At 35.9% G+C, this 22,296-nt stretch carries 16 protein-coding genes and 1 pseudogene; 12 read left to right on the top strand and 5 right to left on the bottom strand.

From position 1 onward, the window contains the following. Positions 1-441 (top strand): hypothetical protein, encoded by a 441-nt coding sequence (locus DKK79_RS05755; protein ID WP_110423232.1) that lies wholly within the window; start codon positions 1-3, stop codon positions 439-441. 71 nt (positions 442-512) lie between these two features. On the opposite strand, the gene DKK79_RS05760 is transcribed toward DKK79_RS05755, so the two are convergent. From DKK79_RS05760 to pdxS, 3 genes are all read right to left on the bottom strand, one after another. Further along, positions 513-914: a GFA family protein gene (locus DKK79_RS05760; RefSeq protein ID WP_110423233.1), complete on the bottom strand. Its 402-nt coding sequence runs from the start codon at positions 912-914 to the stop codon at positions 513-515. 369 nt (positions 915-1,283) lie between these two features. After that, positions 1,284-1,865: a pyridoxal 5'-phosphate synthase glutaminase subunit PdxT gene (gene pdxT, locus DKK79_RS05765; protein WP_110423234.1), complete on the bottom strand. Its 582-nt coding sequence runs from the start codon at positions 1,863-1,865 to the stop codon at positions 1,284-1,286. Continuing rightward, positions 1,865-2,746, bottom strand: a complete 882-nt coding sequence (gene pdxS / locus DKK79_RS05770; RefSeq protein ID WP_110423235.1) for a pyridoxal 5'-phosphate synthase lyase subunit PdxS — start codon at positions 2,744-2,746, stop codon at positions 1,865-1,867. The genes pdxT and pdxS overlap by 1 nt, the downstream gene beginning before the upstream one ends. A 144-nt stretch (positions 2,747-2,890) precedes the next feature. On the opposite strand from pdxS, the gene DKK79_RS05775 reads away from it, so the two are divergent. Together DKK79_RS05775 and DKK79_RS14885 are read left to right on the top strand one after the other, a co-directional pair. Next, a complete protein-coding gene (locus tag DKK79_RS05775; protein WP_110423236.1) occupies positions 2,891-4,291 on the top strand; it encodes an aminotransferase-like domain-containing protein in 1,401 nt (466 codons plus the stop codon). Positions 4,292-4,326: 35 nt separating this feature from the next. Further along, positions 4,327-5,547, top strand: a pseudogene (locus DKK79_RS14885) (MFS transporter). A 54-nt stretch (positions 5,548-5,601) separates the two neighbouring features. Here the strand turns inward: DKK79_RS14885 and DKK79_RS05785 are convergent. Continuing rightward, positions 5,602-6,354 (bottom strand): IclR family transcriptional regulator, encoded by a 753-nt coding sequence (locus tag DKK79_RS05785; protein WP_110423237.1) that lies wholly within the window; start codon positions 6,352-6,354, stop codon positions 5,602-5,604. Between the two features lie 215 nt (positions 6,355-6,569). Between DKK79_RS05785 and DKK79_RS05790 the strand changes: the two genes are divergently transcribed. From DKK79_RS05790 to DKK79_RS05805, 4 genes are all read left to right on the top strand, one after another. Next, entirely contained in the window at positions 6,570-7,460 is an 891-nt protein-coding gene (locus tag DKK79_RS05790; RefSeq protein ID WP_110423238.1) for a dihydrodipicolinate synthase family protein, read from the top strand. Between the two features lie 284 nt (positions 7,461-7,744). After that, positions 7,745-8,008 (top strand): SWEET family sugar transporter, encoded by a 264-nt coding sequence (locus DKK79_RS05795; RefSeq protein WP_258363435.1) that lies wholly within the window; start codon positions 7,745-7,747, stop codon positions 8,006-8,008. A 471-nt stretch (positions 8,009-8,479) separates the two neighbouring features. Next, the gene (locus DKK79_RS05800) at positions 8,480-8,713 is read left to right on the top strand and encodes a hypothetical protein (protein ID WP_110423239.1); all 234 of its coding nucleotides are present in this window, start codon (positions 8,480-8,482) and stop codon (positions 8,711-8,713) included. A 146-nt stretch (positions 8,714-8,859) separates the two neighbouring features. After that, positions 8,860-9,450: a DUF1161 domain-containing protein gene (locus DKK79_RS05805; RefSeq protein ID WP_110423240.1), complete on the top strand. Its 591-nt coding sequence runs from the start codon at positions 8,860-8,862 to the stop codon at positions 9,448-9,450. A 218-nt stretch (positions 9,451-9,668) separates the two neighbouring features. Here the strand turns inward: DKK79_RS05805 and asnA are convergent, their stop codons facing one another. Next, positions 9,669-10,661: an aspartate--ammonia ligase gene (asnA, locus tag DKK79_RS05810; RefSeq protein ID WP_110423241.1), complete on the bottom strand. Its 993-nt coding sequence runs from the start codon at positions 10,659-10,661 to the stop codon at positions 9,669-9,671. Positions 10,662-11,884: 1,223 nt separating this feature from the next. On the opposite strand from asnA, the gene DKK79_RS05815 reads away from it, so the two are divergent. The 5 genes from DKK79_RS05815 to DKK79_RS05840 all read left to right on the top strand — a co-directional run bounded on the left by DKK79_RS05815 (position 11,885) and on the right by DKK79_RS05840 (position 22,114). After that, on the top strand, positions 11,885-13,129 hold the full coding sequence (locus tag DKK79_RS05815; RefSeq protein ID WP_110423242.1) for a hypothetical protein: 1,245 nt from the start codon (positions 11,885-11,887) through the stop codon (positions 13,127-13,129). Between the two features lie 666 nt (positions 13,130-13,795). Beyond that, positions 13,796-15,334, top strand: a complete 1,539-nt coding sequence (locus tag DKK79_RS05820; protein WP_110423243.1) for a hypothetical protein — start codon at positions 13,796-13,798, stop codon at positions 15,332-15,334. Positions 15,335-16,167: 833 nt separating this feature from the next. Beyond that, entirely contained in the window at positions 16,168-17,412 is a 1,245-nt protein-coding gene (locus tag DKK79_RS05825) for a hypothetical protein (protein WP_110423244.1), read from the top strand. Between the two features lie 928 nt (positions 17,413-18,340). Continuing rightward, entirely contained in the window at positions 18,341-19,858 is a 1,518-nt protein-coding gene (locus tag DKK79_RS05830) for a hypothetical protein (RefSeq protein WP_110423245.1), read from the top strand. A gap of 738 nt (positions 19,859-20,596) precedes the next feature. After that, positions 20,597-22,114: a hypothetical protein gene (locus DKK79_RS05840; RefSeq protein WP_110423247.1), complete on the top strand. Its 1,518-nt coding sequence runs from the start codon at positions 20,597-20,599 to the stop codon at positions 22,112-22,114. The last annotated feature ends 182 nt before the right edge of the window (positions 22,115-22,296 follow it).

The raw sequence follows: 22,296 nt of genomic DNA on the forward strand, positions 1-22,296 counted from the left end.
ATGAAACTCCCCGATGTTAAAATCATAAAATTTATTCAACAGCAACATGTCTTAAGTTTAAGTGTGATATTAGCAGAACATCAACCATGGACGTGTAATGCATTCTATGTATTTGATGAAGAAAATTGCTGCATATATCTCTTGTCAGAATTAAAAACCAAACATGCACAAGCAATGTTAAAAAATACAAATGTCGCCGGTACAATTAGTATTAGTCCAAAATCGGTCGCTAAGATTCAGGGCATTCAATTTTCAGCAAAAGCTGAACTACTTACTGAAAATCAGGCAAGCCATGCCTATAAGCTTTATTATCACGCATTTCCCTTTGCCAGAGTGATGAAAGCTCCGATTTGGTCTATTCGCTTACAAGAAATTAAGATGACCAGTAACCTAATGGGTTTTGCACATAAAACTTATTGGCAACGTAGTGAAGTGCTTTAAGACAATGATATTTTGGTTTCGCCATCATTATCGTCTGGCGAATTACGATTTGTACTATTACCGGCCTATTATTACTTAGTCGGAATACCTTCTTCATATTCAGGGTAACCATCACAAATAGTATCCCAATTTGCTTTTGAACCGGTATAAACATGAATACGCTTTTCAGCATTAATCGGTTCGTTAATCAGACCTATGCGCAAACGGTAAGTACTAGTGTCATTATCACGACTAGAAAAAATATGCGAACCACATTTACCACAAAAATGGCGATTAACGCCAGCGTCGGAATAGACTTTGATATTGTCTTCGCCTTTAATAAAGGTTAAATCTTCTTTATTAACCACCGTAGCCGAATTAAAAGCCGAACTAGTTTGTTTGCGACAACGTGAACAGTGACAAAAAACTATCGCTTTAATATCACTATTAAGTTGATAGATAATGTCTCCACACAAGCAATTACCGGTCATCATAATTAATTTCCTTATTTATCAGATTTGTCATCTCATAATGCATTATACAGGTAATTAAAATATGATATAGATGTTTAATGATTGACCTCATTTGGATAAATAGCAAAAAAGTTAATAAATCGGCTTTTGCGGGTAATAAAGCCGCGAATAATCAGCGCCTAATTTCTTTATTGAGTTGTCAGATTTATCATTTGTAGATAAATAAAAAATATAATGCAGATGACTTAATAATTAATTTCGTTGAGGAAAAATAGCAAAAAGATGGAGGAACGTTTTTTGTGGTAATAAAGAGGCTAATAATTAATGGTAATAACCAAATTTTCACAAAACACCCCATGTTTATCCATTAAAAATGGGGTGAATCTTCAATTAACATTTTTCAACAAAATAGCGCATTATGCGATTATCAGTTGTTAATTCGGGATGGAATGAACAAACTAAAATATTATTTTGTTCTGCCATCACACAATGATTATCAACAAACGCGAGTTGTGTTACATGCTTAGTCGTTTGGGCAATATAAGGTGCGCGAATAAAGACGGCTTGAATTTGTTGACCGATAGGAGCAATATCTAACATGGTTTCAAAGCTGGCGATTTGTCGACCAAAACCATTACGTTCGACAGTAATATCCATTAAACCAAGTTGTTCAACCTCATTATGCTGAGTTGCGCTACCACAAAGTACCAATCCAGCGCAGGTACCAAAGATACCTTTACCTTGTTTAGCCAAGGTTTGGATTGGTTCAAATAATCCATTTTGTCTAATTAAACGGCTAATAGCGGTCGATTCACCGCCGGGTATAATCAAACCATCAAGCTGGCTTAACTGCTCGGGTTGCTTAACTATCATTGGGTTCACCCCATCAAGGCTGGCGAGCATATTTAAATGCTCAGTTACAGCACCTTGTAAGTTAAGCACACCAATGGTTTTACTCACCTTTGAAGTCATTACCAACCCCGATCTTGCATTCTTTCTGAATCACTTAATTTGCTGATCTCAATTCCTTTCATCGCTTCACCTAATCCTTTTGATAGTTCAGCCAATTTTGGATAATCATCAAAATAAGTGGTCGCTTGAACGATTGCTTTGGCAAATTTTTCTGGATTTTGCGATTTAAAAATACCCGAACCGACAAATACACCATCCGCACCAAGTTGCATCATTAGTGCTGCATCAGCAGGTGTCGCCACACCGCCAGCAGCAAAATTAACCACAGGTAATTTTCCAAGTTGTTTAATTTGTAATACTAACTCATAAGGTGCACCAATTTCTTTAGCAAACGTCATCAGCTCATCTTTTGATTTGCCAACCACTAGACGAATTTGCTCATTAACACGACGCATATGTCTTACTGCTTCAACAATATTGCCTGTTCCTGGTTCACCTTTGGTGCGTAGCATAGAAGCTCCTTCCCCAATTCGGCGTAATGCCTCACCTAAATCACGGCAACCACAAACGAAAGGTACGGTAAATTCATCTTTTAATAAATGATATTGTTCATCAGCAGGGGTGAGTACTTCGCTTTCATCAATATAATCCACCCCCATTGACTCTAAAATACGCGCTTCCACAATGTGACCAATTCGCGCTTTGGCCATCACCGGTATGGTTACCGCCTTCATCACCTCTTCAACGATAGTTGGGTCCGCCATTCGAGCTACACCCCCAGCAGCACGAATATCGGAAGGAACACGCTCTAAAGCCATTACCGCCACTGCACCAGCTTGTTCAGCAATTTTTGCTTGTTCGGCATTAACGACATCCATAATCACGCCGCCTTTTTGCATCTGCGCCATTCCACGTTTTACAGTTTGTGTACCTGTTTTCATTGTTACTCCTGAATTGTTAGCTGTCTAGTCTGGACGCTATTATTCAGAATTAAATCACTGCAATAAACAGCCAATTGGACTATAATTAAACCATCCAATTTTGCGTTTAAGGTAATAAGTTCTATAAAACTTAATTAATAAAAGATGTGGAATAAAAAAAAATTAAGCCTTTTCAGCGGTGCATTATTTAAAAAAATCACGCAATTGATTGAAAGTTATATTGAACAAGGAGTGTTAATAGCTGGCGAACGATTACCATCTGAGCGTAATTTAGCCAAGGATCTACAAGTTAACCGTTCAACTATTGTGCATGCGTTAGATATCTTAACTGAACGAGGAATATTAGTTCGTAAGCAGGGCAGTGGGACTTTTGTTAATGAACAAAAATGGGGGCTACAAGTTTATTCGACCATAAATTGGCGATTACCCGCCAATTTTTATCATCATCGTAAAAATGTCTACCAACAAAAAGTTTTACAGGTTCGGCGACAAATGGCGCATATTTGTGATTTAGCTAATGGTGATTTGCCAACCAATATGATCCCTAAATTGATATTACCCCATATCACCTCTCATGAAATGGTTGCTTATGAGAAGCAGAGTGACACTTTGCAATTGGGATTACCTTCACTCAAACAGCAAATCGCCAACTATATGTCAACGCAATTTGCTATGACAATTGATACTAATCAAATCTTAATAACCTCAGGTACCCAACAATCACTATTTTTAATTACCCAAGGATTATTAAAGCCCGGTGATGCAATAGGTATTGAATCACCTTCTTATTTTTATTCATTGCCCCTGTTCCAAGCAGCTGGTGTTCGGCTTTATGGCATTGAATGTGATGCCGAAGGGATAACCTTAGAGAGCTTACAAAAAGTAGCGTTAGAGCGGCAAATTAGATGGTTATTTCTAAATCCGATATTTCAAAACCCTACTGGTTGCGTGATGAGTAATCCACGAAAAAAACAGATATTGGCCTTTTGTCGGCAACAGTGTATTGGTATTGTTGAGGATGATGCTTATAGTGGATTAGCCTTTGATGCAAAGGTTGACATTGCACCAATAAAAAAATTCGATACCAGTAATCAAGTGGTCTATTTAGGTTCATTATCCAAATATATTGGCCGTAATATACGTATTGGGTGGATGATTGCTCCAAAGGAAATCATCGAAAAATTAGCCAATATACGGCACCATATAGATTCTGGATTGAGTATATTACCGCAACTTTTAGCCGAAGAGTATTTAACTTATCACTATCAAACCCATCAGAAATGGTTACGTCAACAACTAAAACACAAAGCCAATCAACTAATGGATTGGTTCAATGACTATTTCAAAGGAGAGATTACTTACCAAATACCTACCGGTGGTTTTCATTTATATGCTCATTTACCCGTTAACAGTGCCGCACAAGAGTTGGTGATTTTAAACCAACTGTTATCCAAACATATAATTGTGTCCCAAGGCATTGAGTTCGGGGATAATTTTGGTTCAATACGATTAAGCTATGGACATTTTAAAGAAAATCTGATTTGATTACGTCTACCAAGCTTTTCGTTGGTCAAATTATTATGGAAAATTCAAAAACCGTTTTATTATCTACAAACAAATTATTGCTCATTGCTGGCACTGGTTGGCTTTTTGATGCAATGGACGTGGGATTACTCTCCTTTATTTTAGCTGCTTTAAAACAAGATTGGGGCTAACACCTTCACAACTGGGTTGGATAGGTAGTGTAAACTCAATTGGTATGGCAGTTGGTGCCTTTTTATTTGGTATTTATGCCGATAAAAAAGGGCGCAAATCCGCTTTTTTATTTACTTTATTAATGTTCAGTATCGCCAGAGGCTTAAGTGCTTTGGCTTGGGGACTGGGTAGTTTACTGATTTTACGATTCTTCATTGGTATGGGCTTAGGTGGCGAATTGCCCGTAGCATCAACGCTAGTGAGTGAAAGTGTGGAACCTAAAGTACGTGGTCGCGTCGTGGTGTTACTCGAATGCTTTTAGGCTGTAGGTTGGATTTTGGCCGCGTTGATCGCTTACTTTTTAATTCCTCTACTAGCTGTCGGTTGGCGTGGCGCGATGATCTTATGGGCAATACCGGCTTTTTATGCACTTTACCTACGCTTTAACTTACCTGACTCACATTCCTATCAATATCAAGATCATAATGCTCAAAAAGAACCAATCATCAAGAAATTACAATCGCTCCTATCAAGCTCATTCCGTCGTCAAACGATAATGTTATGGATAGTATGGTTTTGTGTGGTATTTTCATATTATGGTATGTTCTTATGGTTGCCAAGCATGATGATGCATAAGGGCTTTGATATGGTAAAAAGTTTTGGTTACATTTTTATGATGACTTTAGCGCAATTACCGGGTTATTTTACTGTCGCTTGGCTTGATTGAACGAGTAGGGCGAAAATGGGTATTGATGGCGTATCTATTAGGAACCTTGATCAGTGCCTATCTATTTGGTATTGTTGATTCAATTAACCAACTGCTTATCTGTGGTGCATTATTATCATTCTTTAATCTAGGCGCATGGGGAGCAATGTATGCTTATACCCCAGAACAATACACTACTAATATTCGCGCAACGGGTGCCGGTATGGCTGCTTCAATTGGCCGAATTGGCGGCATATTAGGTCCACTGATGGTGGGATTCTTAATGGCTAACCAAGTTAGTGTGAGCGTAATATTTGGGCTATTTAGCTTATCAATTCTTGTGGCTATTTTAGCTATATTATTCCTTGGTAAAGAGACCAAACAAACTCATCTTTGCTAACGCATTAAAACCTTTTTCAATTAAATTGAGTGTTGAAAAAGGTTTATATTTCAACTAGCCAATTATTTTCTTAGTTAACATGCTAGCAGCGGTCACCAAATACTCTGTAAATTCAGCAATTCTTTCTTGCGGCATTTGAAACCTTATTCCTGAGGTACTTATGGCGGCGATAACATTACCATGTTTATCAAAAATCGGTGCTGCTAAGCAAGTTACTTCATCAAAATCTTCGCCATCGTCAAACGCCCAACCTTGTTTTCTTACGACTTGTAATGCCTTTTTATAATCAGTTTTAGTTGCTATGGTATTTTTGGTTTTACTCGGTAATTGTTCATTAGGAAACAGCTCATCAATATGTTGCTCTGGTAACCAAGCCAACAAAACTTTACCCAGTGCCGAACTATGTAAAGATAACCGACGACCTAACCAACTTTTAATCTGTATTGCATTATCACTTTCAATTTTAGCTAAGTAGATTGCCGCATCGCCATCTAAAATACCTAAATGACAAGCTAGCTGAGTTTTGTCTCGTAAAAACGAGAGTGGTTCGAGAGCTAAATCCTTAATATTAAATTGCTCAATTGCTTTGTTACCAAACTCATACAGATTAAGCCCTAAAAAGTATTTATTTCCTTTTTGCCGTAACAAACCATTAGTTACCATACTTTTTAAGATTAATGACGAAGAGCTTTGCGGTAAGGAAAGCCCTTGATAGATTTGCGTATAAGTCACTCCGCCATTTTGAGCAATAAAATTCAAAATTAGAGCTGCTTTATCGATGGCTGGCGCTTGAGATATTTTACTCATACATTCACACCAATATATTGAAATTAATTTAGTTTAAATACATCTATAATATTTTACAATGATTTGTTAGGCATATTTATGTATTAATTTGGTGATCTCGATCACAATAACTGAAAAATATTATTGAGTAATTGGCAAATTGATTAAATAGTTAGTTTGTTATAACTGTTTTTATATTATTTCAATATATTGGTGTAAAACATAAGGATCTCATTATGAAAAAATCCCCTAAATTTTCAGGAACCATTTGTCCTGCCATCACGCCATTTAATTCTAAAAATAGTGTTGATTTTGCCGCTATGGAAAAACATTACCAAATGTTAACCGAAGCAAAAATTAACGGTATTTTGGTTATGGGTACCATTGGTGAGTTTGCGACACTAAGCATTAAGGAACGATTGGCTATTATTAAACAAGCTCATCAATTCACTGACTTACCGCTAATTGTCAATGTTTCAACCACCGTTGTTGATGACATGATCCGCTTAGCGGATGCGTCGTATGATGCAGGATACCCAGCAGTAATGGCTTTACCTCACTATTACCTATCACAGACAACCAATCAATTGTATGAATATTACAAATATTTAGATTCGCGGTTTTTAGGTGATTGGTTTGTTTATAACTTTCCTGCTCGCACTGGCTGTGATGTTGATGCAAAACTTGTCGCAAAACTTATGCTAGATTGTCCAAGATTTATAGGTATTAAAGATACGATTGATTGTGCTTCACATACGCGTTCCATTGTGCTTGCTTCTCAGTCTATCCGTAAGGATTTCTCAGTATTTGCTGGTTTTGATGAATATTTTATTCCAAATTTACTTAATGGTGGTGCTGGGGTACTTTCTGGTCTAAATAATGTGGTGCCGGATCTCTTTGCAAGTGTAATGAAAGCATTTAATGAGAATGATTTTCATCAGATCCAACTTCTACAAAAAGAGATTAGTCGTTTATCAAATATTTACAATATTGGTGATGATTTTGTTACCACGATAAAAACAGCAGTTGCTGAAAAACATGGTTACTTAAAAGCCAATTCAAGGAACTATGGCGGAGCATTAAATGCTAAGCAGATAGATGAGGTAAAACAATTATTCAAACTATAATGATAAAAATAAAAGGTAACAGTTTTAGTAATAAAACCTTAATAGTCGTACCAATAATCACATAAATTCATAATCAGTGCATTGTTAGTAAAATTATCACAAAACATTAACTAAACCAACAACAGCAGCTTAATGCTGTTGTTTTAATGGTAAAAAAATAAAGCCAAAACTTTATCATTTTATTTACAAAAAATTATCTCACGCCTTGATATAACAAGGTTTAACTCCCTTGTTATCTATGTTAGATTACTTGCTCCATTCATTTTTGAGCAGGTAGGTTGATTTTGAATCTTTCTCCAAAAGCTTTCCATTATTTGGGTGTCGTTGCAACAATTGCATCATTAGGCATGTACGTATCCTATATCCCGCAGATTATTGACAATCTTCATGGATTTAAAACTAATCCGACACAACCTTTGGCGGCAGCAATTAACTGCTCATTATGGGTCTGTTATGGTTTATTACAGCAGAAAAAAGATTGGCCAATTGCGATAGCTAATTTCCCTGGCGTATTATTTGGTTTAATCGCTTTCTTTACTGCTTTATAAATTCTTGTTTAATTTTTTTGTTCTTACTACAGCATAATTTAAACGTTATGCTGTATTTTTTTGTCTTTTATCGTTTAAGTTCAATCAAACGAATTGTAATTTTTGTAAATTAAATTTGAATATTTTTACCCCCAAAATATAAAAAGTGTTGAAGGTTAAAATTCAATCAAGGAAATAAATTATTAATAATCAAAATGCTATGTAGTTATCAACAGGTTTGTTAAATACTTATTAAGTAATGAAGTGGATAATTTCATCTTGTTTTTTTTAGAAAGAACTAACTTATCAGTGTTTTATTCAATTCAATCATTGTCATCCATTATTGATTAGATTATAGTTAAAGTCAGTCTATTTTTTAGGCTGGATTCATCTTTGATATTAATAGAGTGTAATGATGTTGTTATCTCAAATATAATTAAATTTTGATGATTAATATGATGAACGTTATTGATATAAAATAAGGAAATCACCATGACTGACATTAATCTTTCTGATGATTTGATAAAAGATTTTATTTATTCTATGTACCGCAAAGAAGTGTTACTAAATTTAAAAGGTGTGGTTTTGACGGAAGATGATCGAAAACAACTTCATGAAAAAAGAGATTTTGTAAATCGATTATCTGAGGCTGAATTATCTGATATTCGAGCTTGGGTTTTAGATAAATTAAAATTACTTGAAAGCCAACATCAAGAGCGTAGTTGAGAAAAATTTTATCCTATTCATATTAAACTAGTTTTTCAATGATTTTGATAAGATATGTTTGTTGTATCAATGAAAACGATATGGAAAGATGATATAATCGTTTTATAATATATTCATGTTTATTTAGATAATTTAAAGGAAAGGTTATGAAAAAGTTAGCGATAATGTTATTGTTAAGTTTTCCAGTGGTGGTATCTGCGTCTAATTGCGATGAAATTAAGACAAATATCGCTGAAAAAATCAAAAATAACGGTGTGCCTGAAAATAATTTTCAACTAAAACTGGTCCCCGCTAATCAAGTTAAACAAGGTCAGGGTAAAGTAGTTGGTTCATGTAATGGCGGTAAAAAACGCATTATCTATATTCGTGGTAAAGTCGGTTCATCATCAAATATAAAATCAGTTAAAGATGAAACTAAAGCGCCAGTTGAACCATCAATATTACCAAACTCAACAACACCGAAGGATGATGGTATACCAAATAAAGATACTGCACCTGTTACCGATTCATCTGGAAATGAGAAAATTCAATCAGTAGTTGAACCTACTGTAACCTCATCAACGGAAACAACAACTCAAGCTCCTACAACTGAATCTGCTACATCAGAAGAAAAAGTGCCCGAGGTAAATGATACCGTAGTACCAGAAGTAAATGATACTGTAGTACCAGAAGTTGCCCCTAAAGATGATCAACCAATCTCTGAAGGTGAAACATCGAATGATAAATCATCAAATTAGTTTTTAACATAGACAGTGCGGATAACCTTATATCATAAAAAAATGAGTAAGTTATCCGCATTATCGATTTAATACACTAAAAAAATAGACTGTGCGTTAAACACAAAAAACTTCTTGTTGGTTAGCTTCTATCTACATGTTGAAAACCAGTGAAGGGAATAGGGGAATAATAAGCTTGCTTCTCCAACTAATAAGTGGAAAAGCAGATAGGATTTAATTTACAAAAGTTGTTGATAATTTTGCTTAGTCACATCATCCCAAACGCTAGCTTGGACTTGACCAATATGCTGTTGTTGTAGAAGTAGCATTGTCAATCGAGATTGCCCAATCCCACCACCAATTGTCTGCAAAAAATCACCATCGGCTAACGCCTTATGCCAAGCATATTGTAAGCGATCTTCATTATTTGTTAATTTTAATTGACGTTTTAACGTTTCAGGATCGACACGAATCCCCATTGATGAGATTTCAAAACCACTATTTAACACTGGATTCCAAACTAAAATATCACCATTTAAGCCTTTCGACCCCATTTCATTATCACTGCTCCAATCATCATAATCCGGAGCGCGGACATCGTGTTTTTCATTGTTTGATAATTCCCCACCAATACCAATCAAAAATACCGCGCCTAACTCTTTAGTAATTGCATTTTCGCGCTCTTTTGCTGATAAATTAGGATAACGTTTTAACAATTGCTCACTATCCATAAAAGTGATCGTTTCTGGTAAAAAACAAGAAAGATGATATTTTTCTGAAACCGCTTTTTCGGTTGTTTTAATTGCGCTATAAATCTTCTCAACCGTATTTTTTAAATAAGTTAAAATACGATCTTCAGGACGAATTACTTTTTCCCAATCCCATTGATCAACATAAACCGAGTGAATAGGAGAAAGTTTTTCTTCATCAGGGCGTAGGGCTTTCATATTGGTATAAATACCTTCCCCAACTGGAAAATGATGTTGACTTAAGATTTTACGTTTCCATTTTGCTAATGAATGCACCACTTCAAATTGCGCATTTGGAATACTTTTAATATTAACTTGAACAGCTTTCTCTGTGCCAGATAAATTATCTTGAACTCCATCACCAATTTGACTTAAAAGCGGAGCTTGAACCTCAATCAGTGAAAGTTTATTGGCTAGTTGCTCAGCAAAAAAGTGTTTAACAAAATTGATCCGTTGTTGCTGCTCTTTAAATGATATCGTCATGTTTCATCTCAAAAAGTGAATTGGTTAGTGACGATAAATTAAACTAGAAAACAGAAATATGCAAGTCTAGTTAGTTGGAGTAAATTACAGGAGAAAAATTATTTTTGTCCTTCTCAAAAAAGGATAAGAATATCAAAATATTTTTTAATTTTACTATTTGTTTAAACAAACGATTAGGAATAAATAAAGAAGTTTGTATTATTTACAATAAAATATAACTAGCTTTCAAACCGGCCTTTATTAATCTTAATATATTACTCTTCTCAGCTAACAATCAAACGGGGTTATCACTTAAATTAACCATACTTGTTAAATTATGATAGCTATTGAATTTTAATGAGAAAGAGTAAGCATTGAAATGTTTCAATTTTAACGCTTAAAATCATTAAAAAATCAGAAATTATCTAAAGCATCTTCAATCAACTTTTAACAAATTGAAGAACAATCAAATATAGGAAATTTAATATTAGCGAAATATCTATATTTTCTAATTTTACTCAATCATATATATTATAAATCGCTTATAAACATAAAAAACATGCAAAATATAAACAATTACTCGTTAAAAATAAACCATTAAAGTGCTAGTAAAATTTTTGCGAAGGTAATTTTTAAAGTTCTGCTCATAAATTTATGAAAATAATAAATTTCACTTTAAAACAAAATTTTTTTACCGTTAATACGATTAAGTTTGTAAGAGGAGATTAAGCACTTATTCATCAGTTAGACTAAGCTTTAAGCAATGCAATTTTAATGACTTTAGTGCTGCTCTTTACAAAAGTTAACAATTAGGTAATGAAAACAGGTTGCGAGGATTTTTTTCAATCTTTATACTATTTTCCCTTAAAAGGAAGCGAACAGCTATAGTTTTAGCCGTTCACAGTTATTAAATGTAAATTAAACATAAAGTTAGTTGACAGGAACGTCGAAAATGGATTATAATTTTAAACACCCAACACCCAACCTGCCAAACTTATAATTTAAATTCGTTAAAGTTAAGTTTAGATGGTTTATTAATTCACTACCGTTTATTTTTCCAACAGATACGACAAAATTTTTCAAAATTTCTTGGTTTAGCCTTTTTATCTCGACAGATTATTTTCGCATTAACCGTAATTGTTTTACTGTTTATCTCTTTTTCTAATCATGCGTTAACCGCTAAAACGACCAATATTATTCAAGGTTCAGCGCCTTATTTAACTTTCGACGGTGGTCAAACCCGGGTGACTAATACCGAAGCGCTACTCGGAATATCTCTTTCTGATGGTAGAACATTCACTCCTGCAACCCCTAATTTAAGTGACAATCCTATCGTTTTACCTGTTGCAGGTCAGAGTTTTGCGGATATTGGTATGTTAGTGCCAACGGACGTTGATTCTATTGATTTGCGTTTACTTATTGGCGCACCTTTTAATTATTGGGGTGATGATGATGGAGATGGACAAGGGGTTAATGGTATTACTGCTACCGGTAGTTTAAGTTTATCCATTGTTGATAAAGATAATCAACCAGTTGCGCGCAACACAACGGTAGATGTATGTAAAGCTCCTTATAAATTAACTTTATCTAATACTAAAGGTACATTAAAAACACGTTATGGTGTACCGAATGAAAGTCGTTTTAGTGAGAGTGAGGCAACTTACTATATTAATCCTAAGGCAACAATGCTAGTGGTTTGTTTTGCAAAACCTAGCTTAGCTAACATTAGAGATCCTGGCCCGGCTAACATATGGGATATTTATGATGGGTTTCATGTTCAGTCAGTTACGCCATCGTCTTATGGTTTAAACTTTCCGACTACGGGTGCTAATAATTTATATTTTGATTTAAATATAGCTGCTAATAATCAAGTCTTATATTGGGAGCCCGTTTCGCATGGTGGTATTACGGCGACGATGACATCTGCAACGAAAACTGGTGTTCGAGTCACTTTAACTGGCCCGGCTGTTACCGACGCTTCGCAATGGAATTCAGACAATCCCACTCGTATTGATAGGCCATCTTTACCACAGGTATTTGAGTTAGTTGGTCGTGATAGTCCTGGTGGTCAAGGTAATGTTATCGCTAAGTATGGTTTTGTGTTAAAGCAGTGGTTTGTCCATCGTGGTTCTAGTTACTACAATTACTCAAGTTCATCATCATGGTGTCCAAAAATTGGTGATTATCGGGTGCCTATGGTAAAGGATTTAACTAACGCGACTTGTCAAGGTAGTTTTTCCGGTTCTAACTGTCAAGGTGCTGTCGGTGCAACACCATCATCATCTAATAATCGTTACCAGCGTCGCATTGGCGCTGGGTTTTTCGCGGAGTGGGGGAGCATGGATCGTTACACTGGAGCTAATTTCCACGACGGTAAGTATTGGACGAGTGATACAAAAGATAATGGTAATCACTTCACAGTTTACGGGGGCCTTGGGACTGTGTATGAGAGTTCGGTGGGCAGCGGGCTTTGCGTTTATCCTTATTAGTTCTTAGCCTTGGGTTGTAGAGTTAGATATATAAAAAACGTTAGGAGGTTAAAGAATAATTGCCTTGGCAAGGCAATGTGCTGACAACAGGGATAGATTAACATGACAAACAGGGATGTTTGGTAAAGTTGTAGTTTGTAATGAACAAATCACAGCCGATATGTTAAGAGCGAACGAAGACGGAAGTTAGTTACATCATAACCACTTGCATAGTCTCTGCGGGTATTGGTAAAGAGGGTTCGCGCAAACCTTCTTTATTCGGTCGTAAACGTTATAAAGAAATAGCCAAAACCGCTAAAAATAACAAACATCCGATACTAAATAAGCTAAAATGTGCGGAGCAGGTTTTTGAACTTAAAATACTCAATGATTAAAATGTTCTTAATTGATAAAAATACCAGAACATAGCAAAATAACTCAAAATGGGGTTAAAATTTGAGGGGCAAATTTTTAATCTGTTGGTGTTTTTATCGTTAACAAGTTGGTTTTGAATTATAATTTTTCATTGAGCCTTACAAAAGTTAACAATTAAACAGTCAAAATAAGTTGCATCGTTTTTTTTCAATCACTATACTTTTATGCCATATTTATATGAATGGATAATTTCATACCAAGTTAGTTTAAAATCGTCAATTAATCATTAATTTAATTGACAGGAATGTCAATATGTATTGTAGTCTCCCCCCTTCAATCTGCCAAACTTATAATTTAAATTCGTTAAAGTTAAGTTTAGATGGTTTATTAACTTACCACCATTTATTTTTTCAGCAATTTCGGCAAAATTTCTCAAATCTCCTTGGTTTAGCCTTTTTATCACGGCGGATAGTTTTCGTATTAACCGTGGTTGTTTTTCAGTTTATCTCTTTTTCTAATCATGCATTAACCGTTAAGACGACCAATATTATTCAAGGTTCAGCGCCTTATTTAACTTTCGACGGTGGTCAAACCCGGGTGACTAATACCGAAGCACTACTCGGGATATCCCTTTCTGATGGTAGAACATTTACTCCTGCAACTAATAATTCCAACAAAAATACTATTGTTTTACCTGTTGTCGGTCAGAGTTTTGCGGATATTGGTATGTTAGTGCCAACGAATACAGATTCTATTGCACTAACTTCACTTATTGGTCCACCCTATAATTATTGGGGTGATGATGATGGTGATGGTCAAGGGGTTGATGGTATTACTGCTACCGGTAGTTTAAACTTATCCATTGTTGATAGAAATAATCAGCCCGTATCACGCAATACCGTGCTAACAATTTGTGATGCCCCTTATAAATTAACCTTATCTAATACTGAAGGTACATTAAAAACACGTTATGGTGTACCTAATGAAAGTCATTTTAGTGCAAGTAATGTCACTTATTATATTAATCCTAAGGCAACGCCAGTGATTTGTTTTGCTAAACCTATCACTAATATGGGTACAGATGATTATGCTGGTCCTGCTAACATATGGGACCCTGATAAGGGTTTTCTTACTCAGTCAGTTACACCATCGTCTTATGGTTTAAACTTTCCGACTACAGGTGCGAATAAATTATATTTTTATTTAGATATAGGTGGTATTAATCAGGTCTTATATTGGGAGCCCGTTTCGCATGGTGGTATTACGGCCACTATGACCAGATCAACAAGTACAAGTGTTCGTGTCACCCTAACTGGCCCTGCCGTTGGATCCCTTTCGCAACAGAATACAAATAATCCAGATCGTATCGATAAGATATCTTTGCCACAGGTATTTGAGTTAGTTGGTCGTGATAGTTCTGGTGGCCGAGGTAATGTCATCGTCAAGTATGGTTTTGTGTTACAGAAGTGGTTTGTCACCCGCGGTAATAATAATTACATCAGTTATTCAAGTGCATTATCGTGGTGTAAAAAGATTGGTGATTATCGGGTGCCTATGGTAAAGGAATTGACTAACGCCACTTGTCAAGGAAATGGGGCTGGTTCTAAATGTGAAGGCTCTGTCGGTGCAACACCATCGTCATCTAATAATCATTACCAACGTCGAATTGGCGCCGGATTCTTCACGGAGTGGGGGAGCATGCGGAGCTACGGTAATGCATCTTTCCCCAACTCGAATAATTGGGCGGCTGATGAAAAAGATGATACCCACTTCCAGGTTTTCGCGAAAAATGGTGAAGTGGTTACCTACTCAAGTGGTAACCCCGGGTACGGGCTTTGCGTCTATCCTTAGTACTTATTTATTAGTTCTTAGTCCTTGGGTTGTAAATTAAGTATATGAAAAAAAACGTTAGGACATTAAAGAATAATTGCCTTGGCAAGGCAATGGCGCTGTTAGTGTCGAGGGTATAAAGCGATTTTGGAGTTTATTGAGATTGAAAAATTATAAACAGCCTATAAGAAGTTGAAGAACACAATTTTTTTATAGTTTAAATTCGGTTTAAAATCCCCAACTAGCCTGACAAACGTGTAAAAAAGATATATTTTACTTTAAAACAAAATTTTTTTACTGTTAATACGATTAAGTTTGTAAGAAGAGGTTAAGCACTTATTCATTAGTTAGACTAAGCTTTAAACAATGCAATTTTAACGACTTTAGTGCTGCTCTTTACAAAAGTTAACAATTAGGTAATTAAAACAGGTTGCGAGGATTTTTTTCAATCTTTATACTATTTTCCCTTAAAAGGAAGCGAACAGCTATAGTTTTAGCCGTTCATAGTTATTAAATGTAAATTAAACATAAAGTTAGTTGACAGGAACGTCGAAAATGGATTATAATTTTAAACACCCAACACCCAACACCCAACCTGCCAAACTTATAATTTAAATTCGTTAAAGTTAAGTTTAGATGGTTTATTAATTCACTACCGTTTATTTTTCCAGCAGATACGACAAAATTTTTCAAAATTTCTTGGTTTAGCCTTTTTATCTCGACAGATTGTTTTCGCATTAACCGTAATTGTTTTACTGTTTATCTCTTTTTCTAATCATGCGTTAACCGCTAAAACGACCAATATTATTCAAGGTTCAGCGCCTTATTTAACTTTCGACGGTGGTCAAACCCGGGTGACTAATACCGAAGCGCTACTCGGGATATCCCTTTCTGATGGTAGAACATTCACTCCTGCAACCCCTAATTTAAGTGACAATCCTATCGTTTTACCTGTTGCAGGTCAGAGTTTTGCGGATATTGGTATGTTAGTGCCAACGGACGTTGATTCTATTGATTTGCGTTTACTTATTGGCGCACCTTTTAACTATTGGGGTGATGATGATGGTGATGGACAAGGGGTTAATGGTATTACTGCTACCGGTAGTTTAAGTTTATCCATTGTTGATAAAGATAATCAACCAGTTGCGCGCAACACAACGGTAGATGCATGTAAAGCTCCTTATAAATTAACTTTATCTAATACTAAAGGTACATTAAAAACACGTTATGGTGTACCGAATGAAAGTCGTTTTAGTGAGAGTGAGGTAACTTACTATATTAATCCTAAGACAACAATGCTAGTGGTTTGTTTTGCAAAACCTAGCTTAGCTAACATTAGAGATCCTGGCCCAGCTAACATATGGGATATTTATGATGGGTTTCGTGTTCAGTCAGTTACGCCATCGTCTTATGGTTTAAACTTTCCGACTACGGGTGCTAATAATTTATATTTTGATTTAACTATAGCTGCTAATGATCAAGTCTTATATTGGGAGCCCGTTTCGCATGGTGGTATTACGGCGACGATGACATCTGCAACGAAAACTAGTGTTCGAGTCACTTTAACTGGCCCTGCTGTTACCGACGCTTCGCAATGGAATTCAGACAATCCCACTCGTATTGATAGGCCATCTTTACCACAGGTATTTGAGTTAGTTGGTCGTGATAGTCCTGGTGGTCAAGGTAATGTTATCGCTAAGTATGGTTTTGTGTTAAAGCAGTGGTTTGTCCATCGTGGTTCTAGTTACTACAATTACTCAAGTTCATCATCGTGGTGTACAAAAATTGGTGATTATCGGGTGCCTATGGTAAAGGATTTAACTAACGCGACTTGTCAAGGTACTTTTTCCGGTTCTCACTGTCAAGGTGCTGTCGGTGCTACACCATCGTCATCTAATAATCGTTACCAGCGTCGCATTGGTTCAGGTTTCTTCGCGGAGTGGGGGAACATGGAACGTTACACTGGAGCTAACTTCCACACCGGTAGGTATTGGACGAGTGATACAAAAGATAATGGTAATCACTTCATAGTTTACGGGGACAATGGGCCTGTGTATGACAGTTCGGTGGGCAGCGGGCTTTGCGTCTATCCTTATTAGTTTTTAGCCTAGGGTTGTAGAGTTAGATATATGAAAAAACGTTAGGAGGTTAAAGAATAATTGCCTTGGCAAGGCAATGGCGCTGTTAGCGTCGAGGATATAAAGCGATTTTGGAGCTTAAATGAACTTTTACCCTAATTGGTCAGGTTTATTTTTGAGGAATGTATTTTTTTCAGTAAAAATAGGTGAGAAGTGCTTTTGGGGGAATGTAAATACATTAATGTTAATCATATATTCTATATATTCAATTATTTGGAGTTTATTGAGATTGAAAAATTATAAACAGTCTATAAGAAGTTGAAGAACACAATTTTTTATAGTTTAAATTCGGTTTAAAATCCCCAACTAGTCTGACAAACGTGTAAAAAAGATATATTTTACTTTAAAACAAAATTTTTTTACCGTTAATACGATTAAGTTTGTAAGAAGAAGTTAAGCACTTATTCATCAGTTAGACTATGCACTTGCATAGTCGCTGCGGGTATTGGTAAAGAGGGTTCGCGCAAACCTTCTTTATTCGGTCGTAAACGTTATATAGAAATAGCCACAAAACCCGCTAAAAATAACAAACATTTGAAATTAAATAAACTAAAATACGAGGAGCGGTTTTTTGAACTTAAAATTCTCAATGATTAAAATGTTCTTAATTGATAAAAATACCAAAAAAAGTAAAAACAACTCAAAATAGGGCTAAAAATTGAGGGGGCAAATTTTTAATTTGTTGGTGTTTTTATCGTTAAGACATTGGTTTTGAATTATAATTTTTCATTGAACTTTACAAAAGTTAACAATTAAACAGTCAAAATAAGTTGCATCGTTTTTTTCAATCACTATACTTTTATAACATATTTATATGAATGGATAATTTCATACCAAGTTAGTTTAAAATCGTCAATTAATCAATAAGTTAATTGACAGGAATGTCAATATGTATTGTAGTCACCCCCCTTCAATCTGCCAAACTTATAATTTAAATTCGTTAAAGTTAAGCTTAGATAGTTTATTAACTTACTACCATTTATTTTTTCAGCAAACACGACAAAATTTTTCAAAATTTGTTGGTTTAGTTTTTTTATCTCAGCAGATTGTTTTCGCGTTAACCGTGGTTGTTTTACTTTCTATTTCTTTTTCTAATCATGCATTAACCGTTAAGACGACCAATATTATTCATGGTTCAGCGCCTTATTTAACTTTCGACGGTGGTCAAACCCGGGTGACTAATACCGAAGCGCTACTCGGGATATCCCTTTCTGATGGTAGAACATTCACTCCCGCAACCCCTAATTCAAATGACAATCCTATTGAGTTACCTGTTGCCGGTCAGAGTTTTCTGGATATTGGTATGTTAGTGCCAACGAATACAGATTCTATTGCATTAAGTTCACTTATTGGCCCCCCTTATAATTATTGGGGTGATGATGATGGCGATGGTCAAGAGGTTGATGGTATTACTGCTACGGGTAGTTTAAGTATATCCATTGTTGATAAAAATAATCAGGCTGTATCACGCAATACCGTGTTAACAATTTGTAATGCGCCTTATAAATTAACCTTATCTAATACTGAAGGTACATTAAAAACACGTTATGGTGTACCAAATGAAAGTCCTTTTAGTGCAAGTAATGTCACTTATTATATTAATCCTAAGGCAACGCCAGTAATTTGTTATGCAAAACCTTCCATCAGATACGGTACAGATGATTATGCTGGCCCTGCTAACATATGGGACCCTAATAAGGGTTTTCGTACTCAGTCATTTGTTTCATCAAATTATGGTTTAAACTTTCCGACTACAGGTGCTAATAATTTATATTTTGATTTAGATATAGGTGGGAATAATCAGGTCTTATATTGGGAGACCGTTTCGCATGGTGGTATTACGGCGACGATGACATCTCCAACCAAAACTAGTGTTCGAGTCACTTTAACTGGCCCGGCTGTTACCGACGATTCGCAATGGAATTCAGATAATCCAACTCGTATCGATAGGCTATCGTTGCCACAGGTATTTGAGTTAGTTGGTCGTGATAGTCCTGATGGCCGAGGTAATGTCATCGTCAAGTATGGTTTTGTATTAAAGCAGTGGTTCGTCAACCGTGGTACTAGTTATTATACTAATTCTAGTACAACTTCGTGGTGTACAAAAATTGGTGATTATCGGCTGCCTGAGATAAAGGATTTAACTAACGCGATTTGTCGATATGGAAGCAACACTTGTAAAGGTGCTACACCATCGTCATCTAGTGATCGTTACCAGCGTCGCATTGGGGCTGGGTTCTTCACGGAGTGGGGGCTCATGAGAAGTTACACAGGTGCTAACTTCAATAGCTATAGTTATTGGACGAGTGAGGTATCACATAGAGATTACAATTTCGTCGTTTACGGGTCAGATGGTTATGTGGCACGCAATAATTCGACTGAAAGCGGGCTTTGTACCTATCCTTAGGACTTAGTTCTTAGCCCTGGGGTTGTAGAGTTAGGTATATGAAAAAAGCGTTAGGACGTTAAAGAATAATTGCCTAGCTAAGGAAGCAGGCTGACAAAGTGTGCGATAAAAGCGATTTTGTGGCGCGACATTAGCAAAGTACTGACAATCGAGAGAGATTAGTATGGTAAACAGGCAAAAACAGGGAAATTCGACAAGGCTGTAGTTTGTCAGAAACAAATTAAACCGGTGCGTTAAGAGCGAACGAAGACGGAAGGTAGTTACATCGTGACCACTTGCATAGTCGCTGCGGGTATTGGTAAAGAGGGTTCGCGCAAACCTTCTTTATTCGGCCGTAAACGTTATATAGAAATAGCCACAAAACCCGCTAAAAATAACAAATATTTGAAATTAAATAAACTAAAATACGAGGAGCGGTTTTTTGAACTTAAAATGCTCAATGATTAAAATGTTCTTAATTGATAAAAATACCAAAAAAAGTAAAAACAACTCAAAATAGGGCTAAAAATTAGGGACCAAATTTTTAATTTGTAGGTGTTTTTATCGTTAACACTTTGGTTTTGAATTATAATTTTTCATTGAACTTTACAAAAGTTAACAATTAAACAGTCAAAATAAGTTGCATCGTTTTTTTCAATCACTATACTTTTATAACATATTTATATGAATGGATAATTTCATACCAAGTTAGTTTAAAATTGTCAATTAATCATTAAGTTAATTGACAGGAATGTCAATATGTATTGTAGTCACCCCCCTTCAATCTGCCAAACTTATAATTTAAATTCGTTAAAGTTAAGCTTAGATAGTTTATTAACTTACTACCATTTATTTTTTCAGCAAACACGACAAAATTTTTCAAAATTTGTTGGTTTAGTTTTTTTATCTCAGCAGATTGTTTTCGCGTTAACTATGGTTGTTTTACTTTCTATTTCTTTTTTTAATCATGCATTAACCGTTAAGACGACCAATATTATTCAAGGTTCAGCACCTTATTTAACTTTCGACGGTGGTCAAACCCGGGTGACTAATACCGAAGCGCTACTTGGGATATCCCTTTCTGATGGTAGAAAATTCACTCCCGCAACCCCTAATTCAAATGACAATCCTATTGAGTTACCTGTTGCCGGTCAGAGTTTTCTGGATATTGGTATGTTAGTGCCAGCGAATACAGATTCTATTGCATTAAGTTCACTTATTGGTCCCCCCTATAATTATTGGGGGGATGATGATGGCGATGGTCAAGGGGTTGATGGTATTACTGCTACGGGTAGTTTAAGTATATCCATTGTTGATAAAAATAATCAGGCTGTATCACGTAATACCGTGTTAACAATTTGTAATGCGCCTTATAAATTAACCTTATCTAATACTGAAGGTACATTAAAAACACGTTATGGTGTACCAAATGAAAGTCCTTTTAGTGCAAGTAATGTCAGTTATTATATTAATCCTAAGGCAACGCCAGTAATTTGTTTTGCAAAACCTGTCGTCAGATACGGTACAGATGATTATGCTGGTCCTGCTAACATATGGGACCCTGATAAGGGGTTTCTTCCTCAGTCAGTTACGCCGTCGTCTTATGGTTTAAACTTTCCGACTACGGGTGCGCATAATTTATATTTTGATTTAGATATAGGTGGGAATAATCAGGACTTATATTGGGAGCCCGTTTCGCATGGTGGTATTACGGCGACGATGACATCTCCAACCCAAACTAGTGTTCGAGTCACTTTAACTGGTCCGGCTGTTACTGACGATTCGCAACGGAATTCAGATAATCCAACTCGTATCGATAGGCTATCTTTGCCACAGGTATTTGAGTTAGTTGGTCGTGATAGTCCTGGTGGTAGAGGTAATGTCATCGTCAAGTATGGTTTTGTATTAAAGCAGTGGTTCGTCAACCGTGGTACTAGTTTTTACACTAATTCTAGTACAACATCGTGGTGTAGAAAAATTGGTGATTATCGGCTGCCTGAGATAAAGGATTTAACTAACGCGATTTGTCGATATGGAAGCAACACTTGTAAAGGTGCTACACCATCGTCATCTAGTGCTCATTACCAGCGTCGCATTGGGGCCGGGTTCTTCACGGAGTGGGGGCTCATGAGAAGTTACACAGGTGCTAACTTCAATAGCTATAGTTATTGGACGAGTGAGGTATCACATAGCGATTACAATTTCACCGTTTACGCGCCAGATGGTTATGTGGCACGCAATAATACGACTGAAGGTGGGCTTTGTATCTATCCTTAGGACTTAGTTCTTAGCCCTGGGGTTGTAGAGTTAGGTATATGAAAAAAGCGTTAGGACGTTAAAGAATAATTGCCTTGGCAGGCAATGGCGCTGTTAGCGTCGAAGATAAAAAGCGATTTTGGAGCTTAAAATGAACTTTTGCCCCAAATGGGGTTGGTTTATTTTGAAGTAATGGTTTTTTA

Source organism: Gilliamella apicola (genome assembly GCF_003202915.1).
In the GTDB taxonomy this organism is placed as follows: Bacteria; Pseudomonadota; Gammaproteobacteria; order Enterobacterales; family Orbaceae; genus Gilliamella; species Gilliamella apicola_Q.

Bases quoted from the DNA above. Each gene is read 5' to 3' on its own strand.
- DKK79_RS05755 (WP_110423232.1), top strand. From the start codon at position 1: ATGAAACTCCCCGATGTTAAAATCATAAAATTTATTCAACAGCAACAT.
- DKK79_RS05820 (WP_110423243.1), top strand. From the start codon at position 13,796: ATGTATTGTAGTCTCCCCCCTTCAATCTGCCAAACTTATAATTTAAAT.
- DKK79_RS05830 (WP_110423245.1), top strand. From the start codon at position 18,341: ATGTATTGTAGTCACCCCCCTTCAATCTGCCAAACTTATAATTTAAAT.
- DKK79_RS05790 (WP_110423238.1), top strand. From the start codon at position 6,570: ATGAAAAAATCCCCTAAATTTTCAGGAACCATTTGTCCTGCCATCACG.
- asnA (WP_110423241.1), bottom strand. From the start codon at position 10,661: ATGACGATATCATTTAAAGAGCAGCAACAACGGATCAATTTTGTTAAA.
- pdxT (WP_110423234.1), bottom strand. From the start codon at position 1,865: ATGACTTCAAAGGTGAGTAAAACCATTGGTGTGCTTAACTTACAAGGT.
- DKK79_RS05775 (WP_110423236.1), top strand. From the start codon at position 2,891: ATGTGGAATAAAAAAAAATTAAGCCTTTTCAGCGGTGCATTATTTAAA.
- DKK79_RS05840 (WP_110423247.1), top strand. From the start codon at position 20,597: ATGTATTGTAGTCACCCCCCTTCAATCTGCCAAACTTATAATTTAAAT.
- DKK79_RS05785 (WP_110423237.1), bottom strand. From the start codon at position 6,354: ATGAGTAAAATATCTCAAGCGCCAGCCATCGATAAAGCAGCTCTAATT.
- DKK79_RS05800 (WP_110423239.1), top strand. From the start codon at position 8,480: ATGACTGACATTAATCTTTCTGATGATTTGATAAAAGATTTTATTTAT.
- DKK79_RS05760 (WP_110423233.1), bottom strand. From the start codon at position 914: ATGATGACCGGTAATTGCTTGTGTGGAGACATTATCTATCAACTTAAT.
- pdxS (WP_110423235.1), bottom strand. From the start codon at position 2,746: ATGAAAACAGGTACACAAACTGTAAAACGTGGAATGGCGCAGATGCAA.
- DKK79_RS05805 (WP_110423240.1), top strand. From the start codon at position 8,860: ATGAAAAAGTTAGCGATAATGTTATTGTTAAGTTTTCCAGTGGTGGTA.